Source organism: Serratia sp. NPDC078593 (assembly GCF_050268245.1).
GTDB lineage: Bacteria > Pseudomonadota > Gammaproteobacteria > Enterobacterales > Enterobacteriaceae > JBNNGK01.
The window spans coordinates 188,452-205,983 of sequence record NZ_JBNNGK010000006.1 but is presented as its reverse complement, the minus strand read 5'-3'; the positions used below and the strand labels follow the sequence as shown (position 1 = coordinate 205,983).

The following is a 17,532-nucleotide window of genomic DNA, read 5'->3' as shown; positions in this document are numbered from 1 at the left end:
GGCGTGACAATCAGTGCGCGCCGCCGCTGCCTCCGCCCGAACTGAACGGTGGTTTGGCGAACCAGACCAATGCCAATAGGATCAAAAACACCCCTGCTGATAGCCAGAAGATCTCATTTGCGGAGATAATCAGCCCCTGCGCAGTGATCTGATTGGCGATATATGCCGAAGCCTGCTGATGGCTCATGCCCAGCTGTTCCAGCTTATGGTACATCTCCTGCGACTGCGGATTGTAAGGATTCACAAACTCAGCCAACTGCGAGTGGTGCTGAGATTCACGTTGAGTCCATAATGTGGTGGTGATCGAGGTACCGATCGAACCAGCCAGCGTTCGCACAAAGTTCGACAAGCTTGATGCGGCCGCCATACGTTCTGGTGGCAGTCCTGATAACGTAATCGTCGTCAGTGGCATGAAGAAACAAGCGATAGCGAAGCCCTGAACAAACTGCGGCCAAGCGGAGGCACCAAAATCCATCCCCGGTTCAAAGGTGTAGGCGCGCCAGTAGAAGCACACGGCATACATGATGAAGCTGAATGTGACTAACCGACGCATATCCAGGCGATTGCCAAACTTACCAATAATTGGCGATAGCAAGACCGGGATCAGCCCAACCGGTGCCGAGGCTAAACCCGCCCAGGTTGCGGTGTAGCCGTAGACCTCCTGCAATAATTGCGGCAACAGCACGATAGCGCCGAAGTACAGCATATAGGCCAAGCTGATACATAACACGCCGATAGTAAAGTTGCGCGACTTGAATAACGACAAGTCGACCACCGGGTGATCGTCGGTTAACTCCCACACCACCAAGAACAGCAAGGCCACCACGGCGACCACCGTCAGAGTGATGATCTCAGTGGAGTTAAACCAGTCCAACTCTTTACCCTGATCCAACATCACCTGCAGCGAACCGATGCCGACCACCAACAAAATCAGGCCAATGGTGTCGATTGGCTTGATTTCGGTCTTGGTTTCCCGGCCTTTCAACGTCGCCATTGCAGCAAGGATCACAAACAACCCGATGGGGATGTTAATGAAGAAAATCCAGCCCCAATGATAGTTATCACTGATATAACCACCGAGAATAGGTCCAAATATCGGCGCGACGATCACGGTCATTGACCATAGCGCCAAGGCCATTGCTCTTTTGGCTGGTGGATAATTATTCAGTAATAAGCTTTGCGACAGCGGGATCAACGGCCCGGCGACCAGCCCCTGCACTACGCGGAAGAAGATCAACATTCCCAGGCTGTTAGAGATACCGCACAGCCAAGAAGCGAGGGCGAATAGTGCGGTGGACCACAAGAACAGCCGCACCTCACCGAAACGCTTCGCCAACCAACCGGTGATTGGAATCGAAATGGCGTTTGCCACCCCAAACGAGGTGATGACCCAGGTTCCCTGCGAGTTGGACGACCCCAGGTTACCGGCGATGGTGGGTATCGCAACGTTGGCAATCGTAGAGTCCAGTACCTGCATAAACGTCGCCATGGCAAGCGCGATCGTCATCCAGGCAAGCTGGGCACCCTCAAGCGGTTTTTGTGCCAAGGTAGCCTCCCGTGCGCTTAACCGGCGTTCGCATGAATAACATCGGCGATCAACTGGTTAACTGGTGCCAGGTTCAACGTGAGTGCATCGCTCTGATAACGTGGCTTATCGCGCACCACATCGGACAGCACTTTGCCATCGAGGTTAGTGGTATCTACCGTCACCAGCGTCGACAAACCAATCCGCAGCGGATGGTCGGCAATTTGCTGCGGATCTAACTCGATCCGCACCGGTAAACGCTGAACGACTTTGATCCAGTTACCGGTAGCATTTTGCGCTGGCAGCAAAGAAAACGCGCTGCCTGTACCCATATCGATCCCGGCTACTCTGCCTTGGTAAATCACGTCGTTGCCATAAAGATCGCTGACGACGGTCGCCGGTTGACCGATACGCATATTGGCGATCTGGGTTTCTTTAAAGTTTGCGTCCACCCAGATGTGTTCCGCTGGCACGACCGCCATCAGCGGAGAACCTGCGGCGATTTGTGCACCAACTTGTACGCTGCGGCGCGAAACATAGCCGGTAATGGGGCTGATGATTTTCGTCCGTTGCAGCGCCAACCAGGCATCACGTACCTGTGCGGCGGCCTGCTGAATAGCGGGCTGTTTCTCCAGCGGCGTGTCCAGGATCATCGCTTGGTTCGCGTTATATTGCTGCACCGCAACGTCGAGCGCGGCTTTGGCACTGGCGACGGCATCACGTGCGTGTTGCAGTTCTTCCCGGCCAATCGCATTCACGCTACCCAGCACGACACGGCGCTTGAGGTCATTTTGCGCTTTGCTCAACTCAGACTGACGCAGCGCAATATTGGCCTGATACTGTTTACTGTTGATGATCAATTGATGAGTTTGACGCACGCTGTTAGCCAACGCGGTTTTCGCGCGTTCGAGGGCCTGTTCAGCATCGGTCTGATCGAGCGTGACCAACACGTCCCCTTGCTTAACGTAATCCGTATTATCGACATTCACGCTGTTAACGCTGCCGGATACCTGTGCCATGATCTGCACCTGGTTCCCTGCCACATAAGCGTCATCGGTTTCTTGATGGTGACGTAGCACCAAGAACCAATACGCTAAATAGGCCACCCCAATGACAATGAAAATAACCGTTAGCAGCAGCAGCCAAAACTTACGCTGCTTCTTTTTGCCTTTCGGTTGTTGCGGGCTTTGATTCTCGGCGCTTACGCTCATGGTGTTCTCCACGCTTTAATTCCCTTCAGGGATATCTATTTATTATGCTTTTGAATCCGCGTTGGCAGGTGCCTGATAGCCACCCCCCAGCGCGCGGATCAGTCCTATCTTCGCCTGCAGCAGATTGCTGCTGGCGATTTGTTCCGCCTGCTGCTGTTGAATCAGCTGTGTTTGGCGGGATAACAGCTCGTCGCGCCCGATAGTCCCTGCCTGGTATCGAGCGTTTGCGACACGGTACACCTGTTGCATTGACTCGGTCGCGGATGCCGCCTGCTGCAACTGCTGCGCAGTGCTTTGCTGGACGGTAATGGCATCGGCAGTTTCCTGCAACGCATTCAGGATAGTTTGGTTGTAGGATTCCACCACTTGGTCGTACAGCGCGGATTCCTCTCCCAATTTGCTACGCAGCGCACCGGCATGGAAGATAGGCAGCGAAATAGCTGGCGCGATGTTCCATGCTTGGCTGGCAACTTCAAACAGATTTGGGCTAGTGCCCTGAGTATTGGTGGTCATCAGGCCAGCAAAGGCTGAAATCGTTAGGCTGGGATAAAACTCTTTACGTGCCGCAGAGACGCGCTGGTTATAGGATTCAACCAATTGGCGTTGTGCGGTGATATCTGGACGTTTCCCTAACAGATCGGCGGTGAGCTTACCTTTCGGCATCAAGAGACTATTGGCTGGTAATGCGACGGGGCGTACAGCTTGCATGGCGCTTGGCTCTTGTCCGGTTAATGCTGCCAGTTGATGCTTCAGTTGTTCAATCTGCGATTGCAGTTGCAGAATCTGCTGCTTGGCACCGTCTGATTGTGCTTTCGTCTGTTGAGGCACATCAGGGCCAGACAAACCGGCCTGATACTGTTGTTGGCGCAGTTGGCTCAATTGTTCATTATTATCCACCTCTTGTTGCAGCCATTCCTCTTGCGAAAAATTGCTTTGCAGCAGGTAATACGCGGAGGCTACTGAACTGGTTAACATGAGCGCGGCCTGCGCTTGCTCGGCGCGTGCGGCATCAACTTGGGCTTTGGCGGCATCAACCTGGTTACGGTATTTACCCCACCAGTCAAATTCATAGGCCAAATTTAGCCCCAACGAGTTTGAACTTTCATAAATCGGCTGGTGTGGATAGCCAAGCCCCATATTGACGTTCTGCGGAATGCGTTGGCGGGTGGTACTTGCATTGAGATCCAGATTTGGCCCGTTGGCGGCGCTGGCTTCCCCCATGACGCTTTGCGCTTCGCGTACGCGGGCGGCGGCCTGCTTCAGTGAAGGGGCGGTTTGCAGTGCCTGGATCATCAAGCTATCTAATTGCGAATCATTAAGCGTGCGCCACCATTGTGGGCTGACCGTCAACGAGCTGACGTTGGATTGCGCTAATTGCAATTGCTGTGGCGCAATCAGAGTAGATTGTGGCGCAATGTTATGGGTTGCAGCACACCCCGCCAGGATTAATGAGGCGCATAGCGGGGTAAATCTCCAATGAAATGGGGATCGCATAAATTTTGTTACCTGCACAGAAATAGGGAGTTAAGCGAACTGTTCTGTGACTTCCATGTGATCCAGACGTGTTAATAGTTTGCGGGTGAGGTGCTCAAGCTGTTGTTGTTCATCATCATTCAGCGTGGACCAAAGGAAATGCAAACATTTGTGCTGAGGGGGCAGCAACTGAGCCAGGAACTCCTCTCCTTGTGGCGTCAAATGCAGATGCAGACAGCGGCGATCGTTGTCACTTTCCCGGCGCTCAATCCAGCCACGCTTTTCCAATTCGTCGGCGATACGTGTGGCGTTGGTACGTGACGAGCCGAGCGCAGAGCTGAGTTCAGAAGGTTGAATGCTGTGGTTCTCTTGGGCATCAAGGGTAATTAACGCCATAAACAGGGTTTCGTTTATCCCTTGCGCTTTTAGCATTTTATTACGATTTTCTAGCAGTTTGCTTTGCATGTGCATGCACAAACGGGTCAGTAAAATTTCTTGATAAGGGAAGTTCTGTTGACGCTTTGCACGGAAATTCAGCATGTTTTCTATAGGAGTAAACGAGCTTTCCATAATTTGGGGCCTCATTAATTTCTCTTGGTATAGTAACAACAGTTATTACCAGTGTAAGTGTTAAGCCGAATGAATAATTTAGCAATTCGTGTCATTTGTCAGTTGTTTGTCAATTTTCACTGCGCGTAGGTAAAGCGTAGCGGCTTTGGTGTACAAAACCGTGCTTTATGTTAACTGAAAATCATAAATTAATTTAATGTAATACGCGCGTTTTTATCTGTCAGAGGTCATCAGTCAGCCATCAATGGGCGTCACAATGTGATGCTTAGTGGGGCGTTACCGCATGGTGGGGGATTTAATGATTCGAACACAGGATTGGCTGGGCAAAACCTTCATGCCCAGCCGATGAGTAACTCACGCGTTATTGTTAACCCTGAGCTACCATAATTATCCGGTTGGCAGGTTAACTCTGTATTTCAATTTGTCCTTCGTAACGTTTACCCAGCCACCAGATAAGCAGATTGAAAAGGCATAACACACCACCGGCGATGGCAACACCGTTCCAGCCAGCATGCTGATAGGCAGAGGCTGATAGCAATGAGCCCAAGGCACCGCCGATAAAATAGCTGGTCATATAACCGGCTGTTAGGCGATTACGCGCCTCTGGCATAATGCGATACATCACACTCTGATTGGTGACGTGAACGGCCTGAACGGCCAGATCCAATAGGATGATGCCAAGCACTAGCGCCCACAACGATTGTTTAGCCAGCGCAATGGGTATCCATGACAGCAATAATAAAACCAAGCCAATCGTTGTGGTCAGGCCGGCTTTGCCCTGGTCGGCTAAATGCCCAGCGCGTGACGCGGCTAAAGCACCCGCGGCACCTACTAAACCGAATAAACCAATCACCCCTTCGGAGTAACCGAAAGGCGGTGATGCCAACAGGAAGGCCATCGATGTCCACAGGACACTGAAATTGGCAAACGACAGGGCACCGAGCAGGGCGCGGGTTCGCAACAGCGGCGTGCTGCTAAACAAGACAAAAATGGACTTCAGCAACTGTGGATAATTTAGCCCGGTATGCTGTTTATAGCGTGGTAACGCCCGCCACAAGATCAGCGCCATTGCGATCATCAGTACGCTGGCTACCCAATAAATGGTGCGCCAACCGCCGAGTGATGCCAGCGCACCGGCGACGGTACGCGCGAGCAAGATGCCCAGCAGTAACCCACTCATGATAATACCGACGGTTTTGCCACGTTTGTCGGGATGCGCAAGCGTTGCGGCCAGCGGTACCAGAATCTGCGCTACCACGGAGAACAGACCGGTGAGCGCGGTACCCAGGATCATCACGGGTAACGTGGTTGAGCTCGCGGTAATTAGCATGCCGCCTGCGGCTAACAGTGTCATAAAGACGATCAGTCCGCGTCGTTCGAACATATCGCCAAGGGGCACCAAAAATAGCAAGCCGACGGCGTAACCCAGTTGAGCCGCGGTGACAATAAAACCGGCCTGATTAACGGAGAGATTAAAATGTTGTGCGATGGTTTCCAGCAGCGGCTGGGCATAGTAATTACTGGCGACGGCCAAGCCGGTCGCGACGGCAATCAGCGCGATCAGTGCCGGGCTGAGGCCGGGGTGTTCTGTTGTCGTTGTCATGATTTCATATCACAGGAGAAAGAGGCATAAGTATCGGGCACCCGATAACCTGAATCCAATGTATAATTTTCATTTGATTTATCTCATTTCGCGATAGATGACATGAACCTTAAACAGATTCGTTATGCATTAGCGGTGGCTGAAGAACAGAGTTTTACACGTGCGGCGCAGCGTTGCCATACGGTACAGTCGGCACTTAGCCACCAGATTGCCAAACTGGAAGGCGAGTTGGGCTGTGTCTTGTTCGAGCGTACATCGCGCAAAGTCGCGTTGACCTCTGCGGGGCTGGCATTTATCAAACCAGCGCAACGATTATTAACGGCGAAACAAATGTTGGTCGATGAGGTTGTAGCGGCCAGCGGCACGATTTCGGGCACGCTGACGATTGGCACGATTTCAACGATAAATGCGATAGACCTGACAGAAACACTGGGTGATTTTCATCGGCATCATCCGGCGGTCAATATTCGTTTGTACGTTGGGATGAGTGAGCAGTTATTGGAGGATGTGCGCCAACAAAATACAGACGTCGCCTTTGTGGGCATTTGGCCGGGTGATAAAGACATGCTGCCGATTTCGCATCGTCAATTAAGTGATGAGCCGTTGGTGGCTCTGGTATCGGCGCAGCATTCATTGGCTGCCTGTCAGAATGTGACGTTGCAGGCATTGGCGCAGGTGCCGCTGGTAGACTTTTACAGTGGTACGGGCGCTCGGCGGCAAACCGATCGTGCGTTTCAGGCGGCTGGTATTAAGCGGCATGTCAGCTTTGAGATTGATCATATTGAATGGTTGGAGAATCTGGTGCGATGCGGCTTAGCTGCTGGCATTGTGCCGGTTTCTACCGCCCAGCGTTTAACGGCACTGGTGGCGATCCCGATAGTAGAAAGCCCACGTCGGCAGGTTTATTGCGTATGGAATCAGCCGTTAACCAAAGCCGCAGAGCGTTTTTTACAATTTAGCGAGATTATGTTGCTGGGAGAGGAGTAAAAAAACGCACCGAAGTGCGCTTGAGTTTGGTGACGAAGTCGCCTGATGTCCCGAGATACCCGGGCCTAGCGTAGCGAGGGGCGCTCCGGTGGCTTACGCCACTACGACCCCACAGCCACGCTTTCCCTAATAACGGGCTTTGTCAGCTGTTTGAAGCGCACCGCAGTGCGCTTCAAACACGGTGTTATGGCTTGGCAGCCTGTTCGGCCGTTTTCACCCAACCGTCGAAGGTGGCTTGGTGCGCTTTAATCCAGCCATTGACGTGGTTTTCAATATCGGTCTCTGACGATTGACCTTCATGCATCCGCAGATTTTGCGCATTCACATCGGCAATCGGCAGTTTCATGATTGAAAACAACTTGGCTGCAGCCGGATTGGCTTGCGCCCATTTCTTATTGGCGACAATACGCATGGTATTGACTGGGAAGCCATAATTGGCGCCATTAGGTAGCTTGGTATCGACACCTTTCTGCTCGCCTGGCAGAGAGGAGAATGGCACTTGCAGCCAGACAACATCGCGACCCGGCACCAATACGTCACTCACCCAATAGGGCGTCCAAGTGTAATAAAGAATGGGTTTACCTTCTTTATAACGCGTAATGGTGTCGGCGATCATTGCTGCATAGTTACCTTGGTTATGTTCGACCGTGTTGCTCAAACCATAGGCATCGATCTGATGGTTAATTACTGCTTCGCAGCCCCAGCCCGGGGTACAACCGGTCATATCCGCTTTGCCATCACCGTTGGCATCAAACAGTTTAGCGATTTTCGGATCTTTAAGCTGTTCAATGTTGGTAATGTGATACTGCTCAGCGGTTTTTTTATCGATCAGATAACCCTGTGCGGCGCCATCGATATATACCCCGTCACGGTAAAACTTGGCGTCGCCGCCGGCTGCCTTATATTGATCGGCATGTAGTGGATCCCAATTCACGGCCAGAAAGGTGGCGTCACCGGACGCGATGGAGGTATAGGCGACGTTATAATCCACTTCCCGTGGTGCTTTGACGTTGTAACCCAGTTTTTCCAGGGCTCTGCTAACCAAAAGCGTTTGGAAGGTTTCTTCCGAGATGGTGCTTTGTACCGGTTGCACGGTGATGCCTTTTCCCGGAAGCGCGTCGGCGCTGGCCGCTTGCGAACCGATGAGTGTGGTGAGGGCAATGGCCCATATTCCTGTTTTGCGCATAGTGAAATACCTTTATTAATGATGTTAAGCCGGGATTTCCGGCGCGTAAGGATTATTTCGCTGCCGCAGCAGCCGTGTTGATCCAACTGTCAAAGGTGGCCTGGTGGGCTTTTATCCAACCATCTACGTGTCGTTGAATATCAGCACTGCTGTTCTCACCGTTACGCATCCGCAAGTTTTGCGCGTTTACATCCGCCAGCGGCAACCGCATGATGGCAAACAGCTTGGCGGCGGCCGGGTTAGCCTGCGCCCATTGTTTATTGGCGACGATATGCTCGTTATTGACCGGGAAACCGTAGTTTTTCCCGTTCGGTAGCGCGGTATCGAGATCTTTCAGTGAGCCTGGGGTCACTGAAAACGGCACCGTCAGCCAGACGACATCACGGCCAGGCACCAATTCATCGCTAACCCAATACGGTGTCCAAGTAAAATACAGCACGGGTTTTTGTTGTTTGTAGCGCGTGAGGGTGTCGGCAATGATGGCGGCATAGTTTCCCTGTTTTTGCGTTACGGTATTGCTCAATCCATAGGCGTTGATCTGCGCGTCGATAACTCTTCCACACACCCAACCCGGCTCACAACCGGCCAAATCGGCTTTGCCATCACCATCCGCATCGAACAGCCGCGCCAGTTTGGGATCTTTCAGCTGTGAGAGATCGGTAATGTGGTATTGGTCTGCGGTTTTTTTATCGATCAGATAGCCCTGAGCGGCATTGGCGATATAGGTACCTTGGCGATAAAACGCTTTTTCACCGCCCGCGTGGTTGAACATGTCAGTTTGCAATGGATCCCAATTCACGGCCATGTAGGTAGCATCGCCTGAGGCGATTGAGGTATAGGCAACGTTGTAATCCACTTCACCGGTTGGCTGAACCTCATAGCCCAGCTTTTCCAGTGCCCGATTGACTAACTCAGTCTGGAAGCTTTCTTCTGCAAGCGTGCTTTGCAATGGTTTTACCGTGATGCCTTTGCCGGGTAGGTCGGCGGCAAAGGCCGGTGTGCTGAGTAATAAAGCCAGGGCGCTAGCCCAAATTCCTGTCGAGCGCATCGTGGTTCCTCATGTTTTATGCATGCAACCGCTCCCCTCAGCATTTTTGCCGAGGGGAGGGCGATCAAGGTTTCTTGATGAAAGGACGACTGAGCAGGCCTATTGGGCCGTGAGCGTACCAACGACCTACGCCTTTGGTACGGCGGTCGCGGCCTAAAGATTGTGTGAGTCGATCGAGAATAATCGCCAGAATAACGATACCGACCCCCCCCACGGCAGCTAGCCCCATATCCAGACGGCCAATGCCGCGGAGCACCATCTGGCCCAGGCCACCGACAGCAATCATCGAAGCGATCACCACCATCGACAGTGCCAGCATTAGCGTTTGGTTAACGCCCGCCATAATGGTGGGCATGGCCAAAGGTAACTGGACTTTGAACAGCAGTTGGCGCGGGCTGGCACCGAAGGATTTTGCCGCCTCAATCAGATCGTCTGGCACCTGGTTGATACCCAGAATGGTCAGGCGCACAATCGGCGGCAGCGCAAAGATGATGGTAACCACCACGCCCGGCACATTGCCGATACCGAATAACATGACAATCGGTACCAGATAAACGAATGCCGGTGTGGTTTGCATCGCATCGAGCAGTGGGCGGATGATATTGGCCGCATGCTTGCTACGCGCCAGCCATATGCCGAGTGGCAATCCTATGACAATACAGAAGAACAATGCGGTCAGTACCAGCGCCAATGTCACCATGGCTTGTGACCAGGCACCGATTGCACCGATGGCTATCAATGAAACCAGTGTCGCCGCGCCCATGCCCAGACTGGAAACCTGCCAGGCAATCAGCGAGAAAATCAGAATGGCGATGGGGGCAGGCATGCCAAGCAGCAACTGCTGGAACCCACTGAGGATGACATCGACCGGGACGCGAATCCCCTGAAACAGCGGGCGAAAGTGCAGAACCAGCCAGTCAATCCCCTGCGTGACCCAAGAATCAAAGGGAACCCAGGCTTTGTGGAACGGATCGAGCAAATTGAAATGTTCCGGCTGTGCCGGTGCGCTGTTGAGCCAATCTGCCCCCTGTGCTGCTTGATTACCGGCATCATGGGCTGCTGGCGGTGGGGTAGTCGACCAGGCATCACTGCCATTGCTTGCTGGCGCATCGGCGGCAGAAGCATTTGCCCAAGGGTCACTGGAGGAAGAGGCGGCCTGTGTGGCGGCATCTTGGGTAGGGGCGGCGGAAGTGGCCGCCCAGGGATCTTGGGGAGTATCACTCATTCGCTGGGCCCTCTTTGTCTAAAGCTTGCAATAGCATGCCTTTGGAGATAATGCCGATATAGCTGTTTTCTTCACCGATCACCGGTACGGCGCATGGCGCTTGTGCAACCAGCGAAATCAATTCGCTGAGGGGGGTGTCGGCCGGTACGGGGGCGGGGGCATCCAACAGGGCATCATCGAGCGTATTGCCTTCTGACAGTGCTTTTTTCAGAGAGTCTATCGACACTACACCGATAAATTTCTGCCCACGTTCGAGAACGTAGCCGTAATCGCGGTCTTCATCGCGCAACAGTTGTAAAGCTGAACGCGGACCAAAACCGGGGGTTTTGCGAATTAAGGTGACAGGACGGCGTTTGGCAATATCTTTTGCGCTGAAGACGTGGCTAATATCAACACCGCGGAAGAAATTACGCACATAGTCATTGGCTGGATTATTCAGTATTTCATCCGGCGTACCGACTTGAATGACCTCACCCCCTTGCATAATGGCGATACGATCGCCAATTCGCATTGCCTCATCCAGATCGTGAGAAATAAATACGATAGTGCGCTGGTGTTTGGCCTGCAGTTTCACCAGTTCATCCTGCATTTCAGTACGAATTAATGGATCGAGGGCCGAAAAGGCTTCGTCCATTAATAATATATCTGGATTATTGGCTAGAGCGCGGGCTAAGCCGACGCGCTGACGCATACCGCCAGAAAGTTCATCAGGATAAGAGTGCGCGTAATTCTCTAGCCCAACTTGACGCAGTGCTTCCCGCGCTTTTTCCTGCCGTTCCTGCGGCGGCACACCCGCTAACTCCATGCCAAATGCCGTATTATTCACTACGGTCATGTGCGGCATCAGTGCGAATGATTGGAACACCATGCTGATCTTATTTCTGCGTACGGTGCGAAGTGCAACATCCGATATTTTTGCAATATCTTCGCCGTCAATCAGTACTTCACCGCGGGTTGGTTCTATCAGACGATTGAGAAGGCGTACCAGGGTGGATTTCCCCGAACCGGAAAGCCCCATGATGACAAATATTTCGCCTTCTTCAATGGCCAGATTGGCATTTTTAACGCCGAGTGATAAGCCGGTTTTTTCAAACAGCTGGTCTTTATTGAGCCCCTTGTCTATCAGTTTAAATGCCCGTTCTGGGTGCTCACCGAATATCTTATATAGGTTCTTTACTTCGAGTTTAATTGCCATGCAATGTGCTGTTTCCTCTGGGTTATTTCAAACTATAAAAAATGTCCTACAAGAAAATAATAATGGTCTATACCCTAGCACAGTGAGCATTTGAGACAAGTCCTAATGTCAGGTTGTCGATTTTGACGGCGTTTTACATTAATGTTTTTATTGTTTAGGGTAAGCTGATAGTAGGTGAAAATATACTTAATAAGAGTGCGGAATTAATCGGGTTTTCTACGGTTTTTTGCTGGAAATAATCAGTGGTAAGTGACATGAATATGGCAGATTATCTAGATAATTATCTGCAATAAAACACCTGGATAATGGCCGGGCGAAATTATCAATATTTAACGAAAAAATGATATAGAGATGGCATCGCAATAGTGATGTTAACCGCTATTTATGACAGCCAGATGTCATTACGTCTTGCGATATAATCGTCTGGGATGGCCGATATGCCCGTAGACCATCTCGACACGAACAAACTGTGTGCTGATGCAAAACTCCAGATAACGGCGTGCGGTGGTTTTGCTGATGCCCACCTGCTCGACAATATCCTCTACGGCATGCGCGCGCTCGGGTTGTCTGATAAACAACGCTTGCACTAATTCTAAGGTATTGGGCTCTATGCCTTTGGCGCTGGGTTCACTGGAAAACTGTTTGGATTGCAAATTGTATAGTGCATCAATGTTATTTTGGTCTATCACCTTGAATGTATGTTGAGTCTGCACAAACTGCATAAAGCGTTCCAGCGAATTGCGTAGTCGCTTGTAGGAAACCGGTTTTAGCAGATAATCGAACGCACCGTTACGAATCGCTTGGCTACAGGTCTGCATATCGCTGGCAGCGGTGATAAAAATGACCGAACAACCTGGGTTTTTCACCGCGGCCTCTTCCATTAACTCAATACCTTGGCCATCGGGTAGAAAGTTGTCGAGTAGGATCAAACGTGGTCGGTAGGTGACTACCTTGATTTTGGCTTCGGCCAGCGATGCGGCATAGGCGGCCAAGCGCAGATTAAAATTTTTTGCGATAAACTCTGCGTGCAGCGTTGCCAGTTGTGGTTCATCTTCGACGATCAGAACGTCCAGTGCGGGATGTGGCATCATTCATTGGTCCAGGTATTCATACTTTCGGGATAAATAATGAGAAGATCGTTCCATGCGGATCGTTGTCCGACACCTCGATGCAGCCCTGGGCCTGTGATACATGGCTGGCCACCAGATACAGGCCGATGCCGTGATCGTCGTGCTCTTTGGTGGTGACGCCTTGCTCAAAGAGGGTTGCGCGAATTTCCGGTGCGATACCGGTGCCATGATCCGCGACCTCGACCACCAACTCATTGCCGTTATCGTTGATGTAAAGTTCTACCGCGTCATGCGGCGCCGCGCAATGCAATGTTGCCTCCACCGCATTATCCAGCAAGTTCCCAATGATCGACATCAGTTCGGTTTCGTTGAGCGCTGCCGGAATATGTTTAAGCTGACAGGCGGGATCAAAACGCAACTCAACCCCTTTTTCACGCGCGCTGGAATATTTACCTAATAGCAGGCCGCACAGCGCCGCAGAACTGAAACGTTGTGAAATGAAATCGAGAATTTCCTGAGCGCCTTCAGATTGTGCTTCGACATAGCGAGTTGCTTCATCGTAACGCTGCATATGCAGCAGGCCGGCGAGGGTGGCGGTCCAGTTCAATTGTTCGTGACGCATAATACGTAGGTTGTCGGCATAGCGTTTGACTTGGCTGAGCTGGCTACTGAGGGTATTGATATCGTTTTTATCGCGAAAACTGATCACCCAACCTTGTAATTGTTCTTCTTGCATAATTCGCACCCGGTTGGCGATGACCCGTACCTGATTGAAGCGGCAAACTACATCGTGGGTATCATGCTCCAGTTGCGCCGTGCTGAAGAAATCGGGTTGTGACGAAATGACCTCACCAATATCACGCCCGATTAAATGAGTATCGGGCAGACGCAGATCCAATAAATCCCGTGCCGCGCGATTGATGGTAATAATACGATGTTGTGAATCGATGGCAATAACGCCTTCATATATTGCTTCCAGCAGCGCTTTTTGCTGTCGTACCAGTAATGCGATCTCTTTGGGTTCGAGCCAGAACATTTGCCGTTTTAAATTTTTCGATAATAACCACGAAAAAATAAATAAGGCAATTAACAGCAATATCACAGAAGCAACTATTTTCGTCAAGGTACGGGCATTTAAGCTATCGATGTGTGATTTCAGGTAACCGACTGAAACAATGCCAATCACCGTATTATGATCGTCAAGAATGGGGGCTTTACTGCGTAACGAAATTCCGATACCGCCTTTGCGGAAAGAAATAATACTTTTACCTTCTAAAACCTCTTTATTATCGCCGCCCACCATTTTTGTCCCGAGGCGGCCTGGAAACTCTGAATGATAAAGATGACGGGCATGACGATCGCCAATCACAATATAACTGGCGTCGCTGCTGGCGCGGATCTTTTTCATCAGTGTGGCGATGGCCACGGTATTGTTGCTTGCTATGGCTTGGCCGAGGGATGGAATCAACGCGATTTCGCGCGCTTGTACTTGGGCGCGCGAGCCGAGATCGCGGTGTAACTGCGCATCCAGTTGATAATACGTATAGCTGCCGATCAGCGTGAGCAGCAGACATGAGAATGCCACCAGGCATAGGAAAAGTTTTATTTGAAATGAGAGTTTTATGTGCATGCCAGCCGTTGCTCAAGGAATAACTGACGTTACCACCCGCTGTTCGGGGGCGTTGCGGTGGCAAGCGTGTACCGTTTGGGCAGAGCTAAACTCTGTGGCAAGGGTACAACATTGCCGCCAATAACGCGGTAACGTGACGTTAGAACCGCTAGCCTAGCATGAGATGTGATTAAAGTGATATTGCGCTCGATCACGATGTGGTCGCCTACACGACGTTATATTTATCCCAGGCGGTGAGCTACATCGGGTGAATATATTCATACTTAGCAATAAAGTGTGTATTAACACCATTAAATCCATCGTTAATTTCGTTTAACCTCAATAAACACCATAGAAACCATTATCACCATTAAAAACTCTTTTTATCTTTGAACAAAATCACAACCACAAAGCTTTGTCTTTCCTTATGATGGCCGAACAATCTAATAAGAGGCCAGATTATGAGCACAACTGAGGATTCTTATCTCGTCGCCAATGACAAAACTGCTAAGGTGTCATTGCGCGAAAGATGGTGGCGGGTTTTGGATAATTACAAAGTAGGTATTATTCCGCTGCCGTTGTTTATTCTGGCTGGCGTACTTATTTTACTGGATTGTCTGGATGGCAAATTGCCGAGTGATATTGTCGTGATGGTTGCTACGCTGGCCTTTTTTGGCTTCGCCTGCGGCGAATTCGGTAAGCGTTTACCCTTCATTGGCAAAATGGGCGCTGCGGCGATTTGTGCCACCTTTATTCCCTCTGCCATGGTGCATTATGGCCTGCTACCGGATGTGGTGGTGGCGTCAACCACCACATTCTATAAATCGACCAATATTCTGTATCTTTACATCTGTTGCATCATCGTTGGCAGCATTATGAGCATGAATCGTCAGGTGTTAATCCAAGGTTTCATGCGGATTTTTGTGCCGATGCTGTGTGGTGAGGTGATAGGCATGCTGGTGGGGATGGGCGTGGGGATGGTATTAGGATTGGCACCGTTCCAGACGTTCTTTTTCCTGGTGTTGCCGATTATGGCGGGCGGCGTCGGTGAAGGTGCGATTCCATTGTCGATGGGGTATGCGGTTATCTTGCATATGGAGCAGGGCGTAGCACTGGGGCGTATTTTGCCGATCGTGATGCTGGGGAGCCTGACGGCCATTATGATTGCGGGTGTACTCAATCAACTGGGTAAACGCTATCCGCATTTGACTGGTGAAGGCAGCTTAATGCCAAGCCACGACGCTGACCCAGTGAAGGGGGCAGTGGAAGAGGCAGGTGGTAAAGTCGATATCAGCACGCTTGCCAGTGGCGCGTTATTGGCGATATTGCTTTATATGGTTGGCATGTTGTTGCACCGTATGACAGGGCTGCCTGCGCCGGTTGGCATGCTGTTTGCCGCGGTTGCCGTGAAGCTGGCACACGGTGTTTCACCGCGTATCCAGCAGGGTTCTCAAGTTGTGTATAAATTCTTTCGTACTGCAGTGACGTATCCGATTTTGTTCGCCGTCGGTGTGGCGATTACGCCCTGGCAAGAACTGGTGGACGCGTTCACGGTGCAGAATGTGGTGGTCATCGTGTGTACCGTGAGTGCGCTGGTGGGAACGGGGTTCTTGGTGGGTAAAAAAATGGGCATGCATCCGATTGATGTGGCAATCGTGTCGTGTTGTCAGAGCGGGCAGGGGGGCACCGGTGATGTGGCGATATTAACGGCGGGCAATCGGATGTCATTGATGCCGTTTGCCCAGATAGCCACCCGTATCGGCGGTGCGATTAACGTGTCGTTGTCTTTACTGGTCCTGTCGCATTTTATTGCCTAGGCCTGTCTATTGAACCCGGCAGCGTGTTATGCGCTGCCGGGATAATTAACTCAAAAATCCCAATCCTCATCTTCGGTGTTGACTGCTTTCCCCATGACGTAGGATGAACCCGATCCAGAGAAAAAATCATGATTTTCATCGGCATTCGGTGACAGCGCCGACAAAATAGCGGGGTTGACCTCCGACATTGACGGAGGGAACAACGCTTCATAACCCAGATTCATTAATGCCTTATTGGCGTTGTAATGCAGAAAGGTTTTGACGTCCTCGCTCCAGCCAACATCGTCATAGAGTTCCTCGGTATAACGAACTTCGTTATCGTACAAATCTTGCATTAAATCGAAGGCAACGTTTTTTACCTGTCGACGTCGTGCGGCACTGGCCTGCACTAAACCCTTCTGGAACTTATAACCAATGTAATAACCGTGTACGGCTTCATCGCGGATGATCAGCCGGATCAGATCGGCAGTATTGGTCAACTTGGCACGGCTTGACCAGTACATCGGCAGATAGAAACCGGAGTAAAACAGAAACGATTCAAGAAACACGCTGGCGACCTTTTTAAGTAGCGGATCGTCACTGCGGTAATGGGCCAGAATGATGTCGGCTTTTTTCTGCAATGCGCGGTTTTCCTCGCTCCAGCGATAGGCGTCATCCACATCGCGTGTTTGGCATAAGGTAGAAAAAATAGAGCTATAAGAACGCGCGTGTACCGCCTCCATAAAGCAAATATTGGTGTACACCGCTTCTTCATGTGGGGTTAGGGCATCGTCGATCAGCGCCGGTGCGCCGACGGTATTTTGCAGCGTGTCTAGCAGCGTCAGGCCGGTAAATACCCGAATGGTTAATTGCTGCTCTTTAGGTGTGAGCGTTGCCCATGAAGGAATGTCGTTAGACAGCGGCACTTTCTCCGGCAGCCAGAAGTTGGTTGTCAGGCGGTTCCAAACCTCGAGATCCTTGTCGTCTTCAATCCGGTTCCAGTTGATTGCCCGAACGTGTTGCATTTTCATCGT

The 17,532-nt window shown here is 51.2% G+C and carries 14 protein-coding genes; 2 read left to right on the top strand and 12 right to left on the bottom strand.

From position 1 onward, the window contains the following. Positions 1 to 10 precede the first annotated feature (10 nt). The 5 genes from emrB to ACQKDS_RS09590 form a co-directional block, all read right to left on the bottom strand. A complete protein-coding gene (gene emrB / locus ACQKDS_RS09610) occupies positions 11 to 1,546 on the bottom strand; it encodes a multidrug efflux MFS transporter permease subunit EmrB (protein WP_399669223.1) in 1,536 nt (511 codons plus the stop codon). Positions 1,547 to 1,563: 17 nt separating this feature from the next. Beyond that, positions 1,564 to 2,736: a multidrug efflux MFS transporter periplasmic adaptor subunit EmrA gene (gene emrA, locus ACQKDS_RS09605; RefSeq protein ID WP_399669220.1), complete on the bottom strand. Its 1,173-nt coding sequence runs from the start codon at positions 2,734 to 2,736 to the stop codon at positions 1,564 to 1,566. A gap of 42 nt (positions 2,737 to 2,778) precedes the next feature. Further along, complete coding sequence (locus ACQKDS_RS09600; RefSeq protein ID WP_399669217.1) at positions 2,779 to 4,230, bottom strand: efflux transporter outer membrane subunit; 1,452 nt, start codon at positions 4,228 to 4,230, stop codon at positions 2,779 to 2,781. Between the two features lie 30 nt (positions 4,231 to 4,260). Next, positions 4,261 to 4,779 carry a transcriptional repressor MprA gene (mprA, locus tag ACQKDS_RS09595; protein ID WP_399669275.1) on the bottom strand — a complete coding sequence of 173 codons (519 nt, stop codon included), beginning with the start codon at positions 4,777 to 4,779 and terminating at the stop codon, positions 4,261 to 4,263. A gap of 403 nt (positions 4,780 to 5,182) precedes the next feature. After that, complete coding sequence (locus ACQKDS_RS09590; protein WP_399669214.1) at positions 5,183 to 6,382, bottom strand: MFS transporter; 1,200 nt, start codon at positions 6,380 to 6,382, stop codon at positions 5,183 to 5,185. 102 nt (positions 6,383 to 6,484) lie between these two features. Here ACQKDS_RS09590 and ACQKDS_RS09585 point away from each other — a divergent pair, with 102 nt between their 5' ends. Next, entirely contained in the window at positions 6,485 to 7,369 is an 885-nt protein-coding gene (locus ACQKDS_RS09585; protein ID WP_399669211.1) for a LysR family transcriptional regulator, read from the top strand. A gap of 184 nt (positions 7,370 to 7,553) precedes the next feature. On the opposite strand, the gene proX (ACQKDS_RS09580) is transcribed toward ACQKDS_RS09585, so the two are convergent. The 6 genes from proX (ACQKDS_RS09580) to ACQKDS_RS09555 form a co-directional block, all read right to left on the bottom strand. Then, positions 7,554 to 8,555 carry a glycine betaine/L-proline ABC transporter substrate-binding protein ProX gene (gene proX / locus ACQKDS_RS09580; protein ID WP_399669209.1) on the bottom strand — a complete coding sequence of 334 codons (1,002 nt, stop codon included), beginning with the start codon at positions 8,553 to 8,555 and terminating at the stop codon, positions 7,554 to 7,556. 52 nt (positions 8,556 to 8,607) lie between these two features. After that, positions 8,608 to 9,603 (bottom strand): glycine betaine/L-proline ABC transporter substrate-binding protein ProX, encoded by a 996-nt coding sequence (proX, locus tag ACQKDS_RS09575; RefSeq protein WP_399669206.1) that lies wholly within the window; start codon positions 9,601 to 9,603, stop codon positions 8,608 to 8,610. Between the two features lie 64 nt (positions 9,604 to 9,667). Further along, positions 9,668 to 10,828, bottom strand: coding sequence for a glycine betaine/L-proline ABC transporter permease ProW (gene proW / locus ACQKDS_RS09570; RefSeq protein ID WP_399669203.1), 1,161 nt, complete (start codon positions 10,826 to 10,828; stop codon positions 9,668 to 9,670). Continuing rightward, complete coding sequence (proV, locus tag ACQKDS_RS09565) at positions 10,821 to 12,023, bottom strand: glycine betaine/L-proline ABC transporter ATP-binding protein ProV (protein ID WP_399669200.1); 1,203 nt, start codon at positions 12,021 to 12,023, stop codon at positions 10,821 to 10,823. The genes proW and proV overlap by 8 nt, the downstream gene beginning before the upstream one ends. 401 nt (positions 12,024 to 12,424) lie before the next feature. After that, a complete protein-coding gene (locus ACQKDS_RS09560; protein WP_399669273.1) occupies positions 12,425 to 13,111 on the bottom strand; it encodes a response regulator in 687 nt (228 codons plus the stop codon). A gap of 19 nt (positions 13,112 to 13,130) precedes the next feature. After that, positions 13,131 to 14,723 carry an ATP-binding protein gene (locus tag ACQKDS_RS09555; RefSeq protein ID WP_399669197.1) on the bottom strand — a complete coding sequence of 531 codons (1,593 nt, stop codon included), beginning with the start codon at positions 14,721 to 14,723 and terminating at the stop codon, positions 13,131 to 13,133. A gap of 440 nt (positions 14,724 to 15,163) precedes the next feature. Here ACQKDS_RS09555 and ACQKDS_RS09550 point away from each other — a divergent pair, with 440 nt between their 5' ends. After that, a complete protein-coding gene (locus ACQKDS_RS09550; protein WP_399669194.1) occupies positions 15,164 to 16,519 on the top strand; it encodes a 2-hydroxycarboxylate transporter family protein in 1,356 nt (451 codons plus the stop codon). A 50-nt stretch (positions 16,520 to 16,569) separates the two neighbouring features. Here ACQKDS_RS09550 and nrdF read toward each other — a convergent pair whose 3' ends face one another. Next, a complete protein-coding gene (gene nrdF / locus ACQKDS_RS09545; RefSeq protein ID WP_399669191.1) occupies positions 16,570 to 17,529 on the bottom strand; it encodes a class 1b ribonucleoside-diphosphate reductase subunit beta in 960 nt (319 codons plus the stop codon). Between the last annotated feature and the right edge of the window lie 3 nt (positions 17,530 to 17,532).

What these genes read in the sequence shown, in the direction of transcription:
- emrA (WP_399669220.1), bottom strand. Translation starts at nt 2,736, where the DNA reads ATGAGCGTAAGCGCCGAGAATCAAAGCCCGCAACAACCGAAAGGCAAA.
- ACQKDS_RS09600 (WP_399669217.1), bottom strand. Translation starts at nt 4,230, where the DNA reads ATGCGATCCCCATTTCATTGGAGATTTACCCCGCTATGCGCCTCATTA.
- mprA (WP_399669275.1), bottom strand. Translation starts at nt 4,779, where the DNA reads ATGGAAAGCTCGTTTACTCCTATAGAAAACATGCTGAATTTCCGTGCA.
- ACQKDS_RS09590 (WP_399669214.1), bottom strand. Translation starts at nt 6,382, where the DNA reads ATGACAACGACAACAGAACACCCCGGCCTCAGCCCGGCACTGATCGCG.
- ACQKDS_RS09585 (WP_399669211.1), top strand. Translation starts at nt 6,485, where the DNA reads ATGAACCTTAAACAGATTCGTTATGCATTAGCGGTGGCTGAAGAACAG.
- proX (WP_399669209.1), bottom strand. Translation starts at nt 8,555, where the DNA reads ATGCGCAAAACAGGAATATGGGCCATTGCCCTCACCACACTCATCGGT.
- proX (WP_399669206.1), bottom strand. Translation starts at nt 9,603, where the DNA reads ATGCGCTCGACAGGAATTTGGGCTAGCGCCCTGGCTTTATTACTCAGC.
- proW (WP_399669203.1), bottom strand. Translation starts at nt 10,828, where the DNA reads ATGAGTGATACTCCCCAAGATCCCTGGGCGGCCACTTCCGCCGCCCCT.
- proV (WP_399669200.1), bottom strand. Translation starts at nt 12,023, where the DNA reads ATGGCAATTAAACTCGAAGTAAAGAACCTATATAAGATATTCGGTGAG.
- ACQKDS_RS09560 (WP_399669273.1), bottom strand. Translation starts at nt 13,111, where the DNA reads ATGCCACATCCCGCACTGGACGTTCTGATCGTCGAAGATGAACCACAA.
- ACQKDS_RS09555 (WP_399669197.1), bottom strand. Translation starts at nt 14,723, where the DNA reads ATGCACATAAAACTCTCATTTCAAATAAAACTTTTCCTATGCCTGGTG.
- ACQKDS_RS09550 (WP_399669194.1), top strand. Translation starts at nt 15,164, where the DNA reads ATGAGCACAACTGAGGATTCTTATCTCGTCGCCAATGACAAAACTGCT.
- nrdF (WP_399669191.1), bottom strand. Translation starts at nt 17,529, where the DNA reads ATGAAAATGCAACACGTTCGGGCAATCAACTGGAACCGGATTGAAGAC.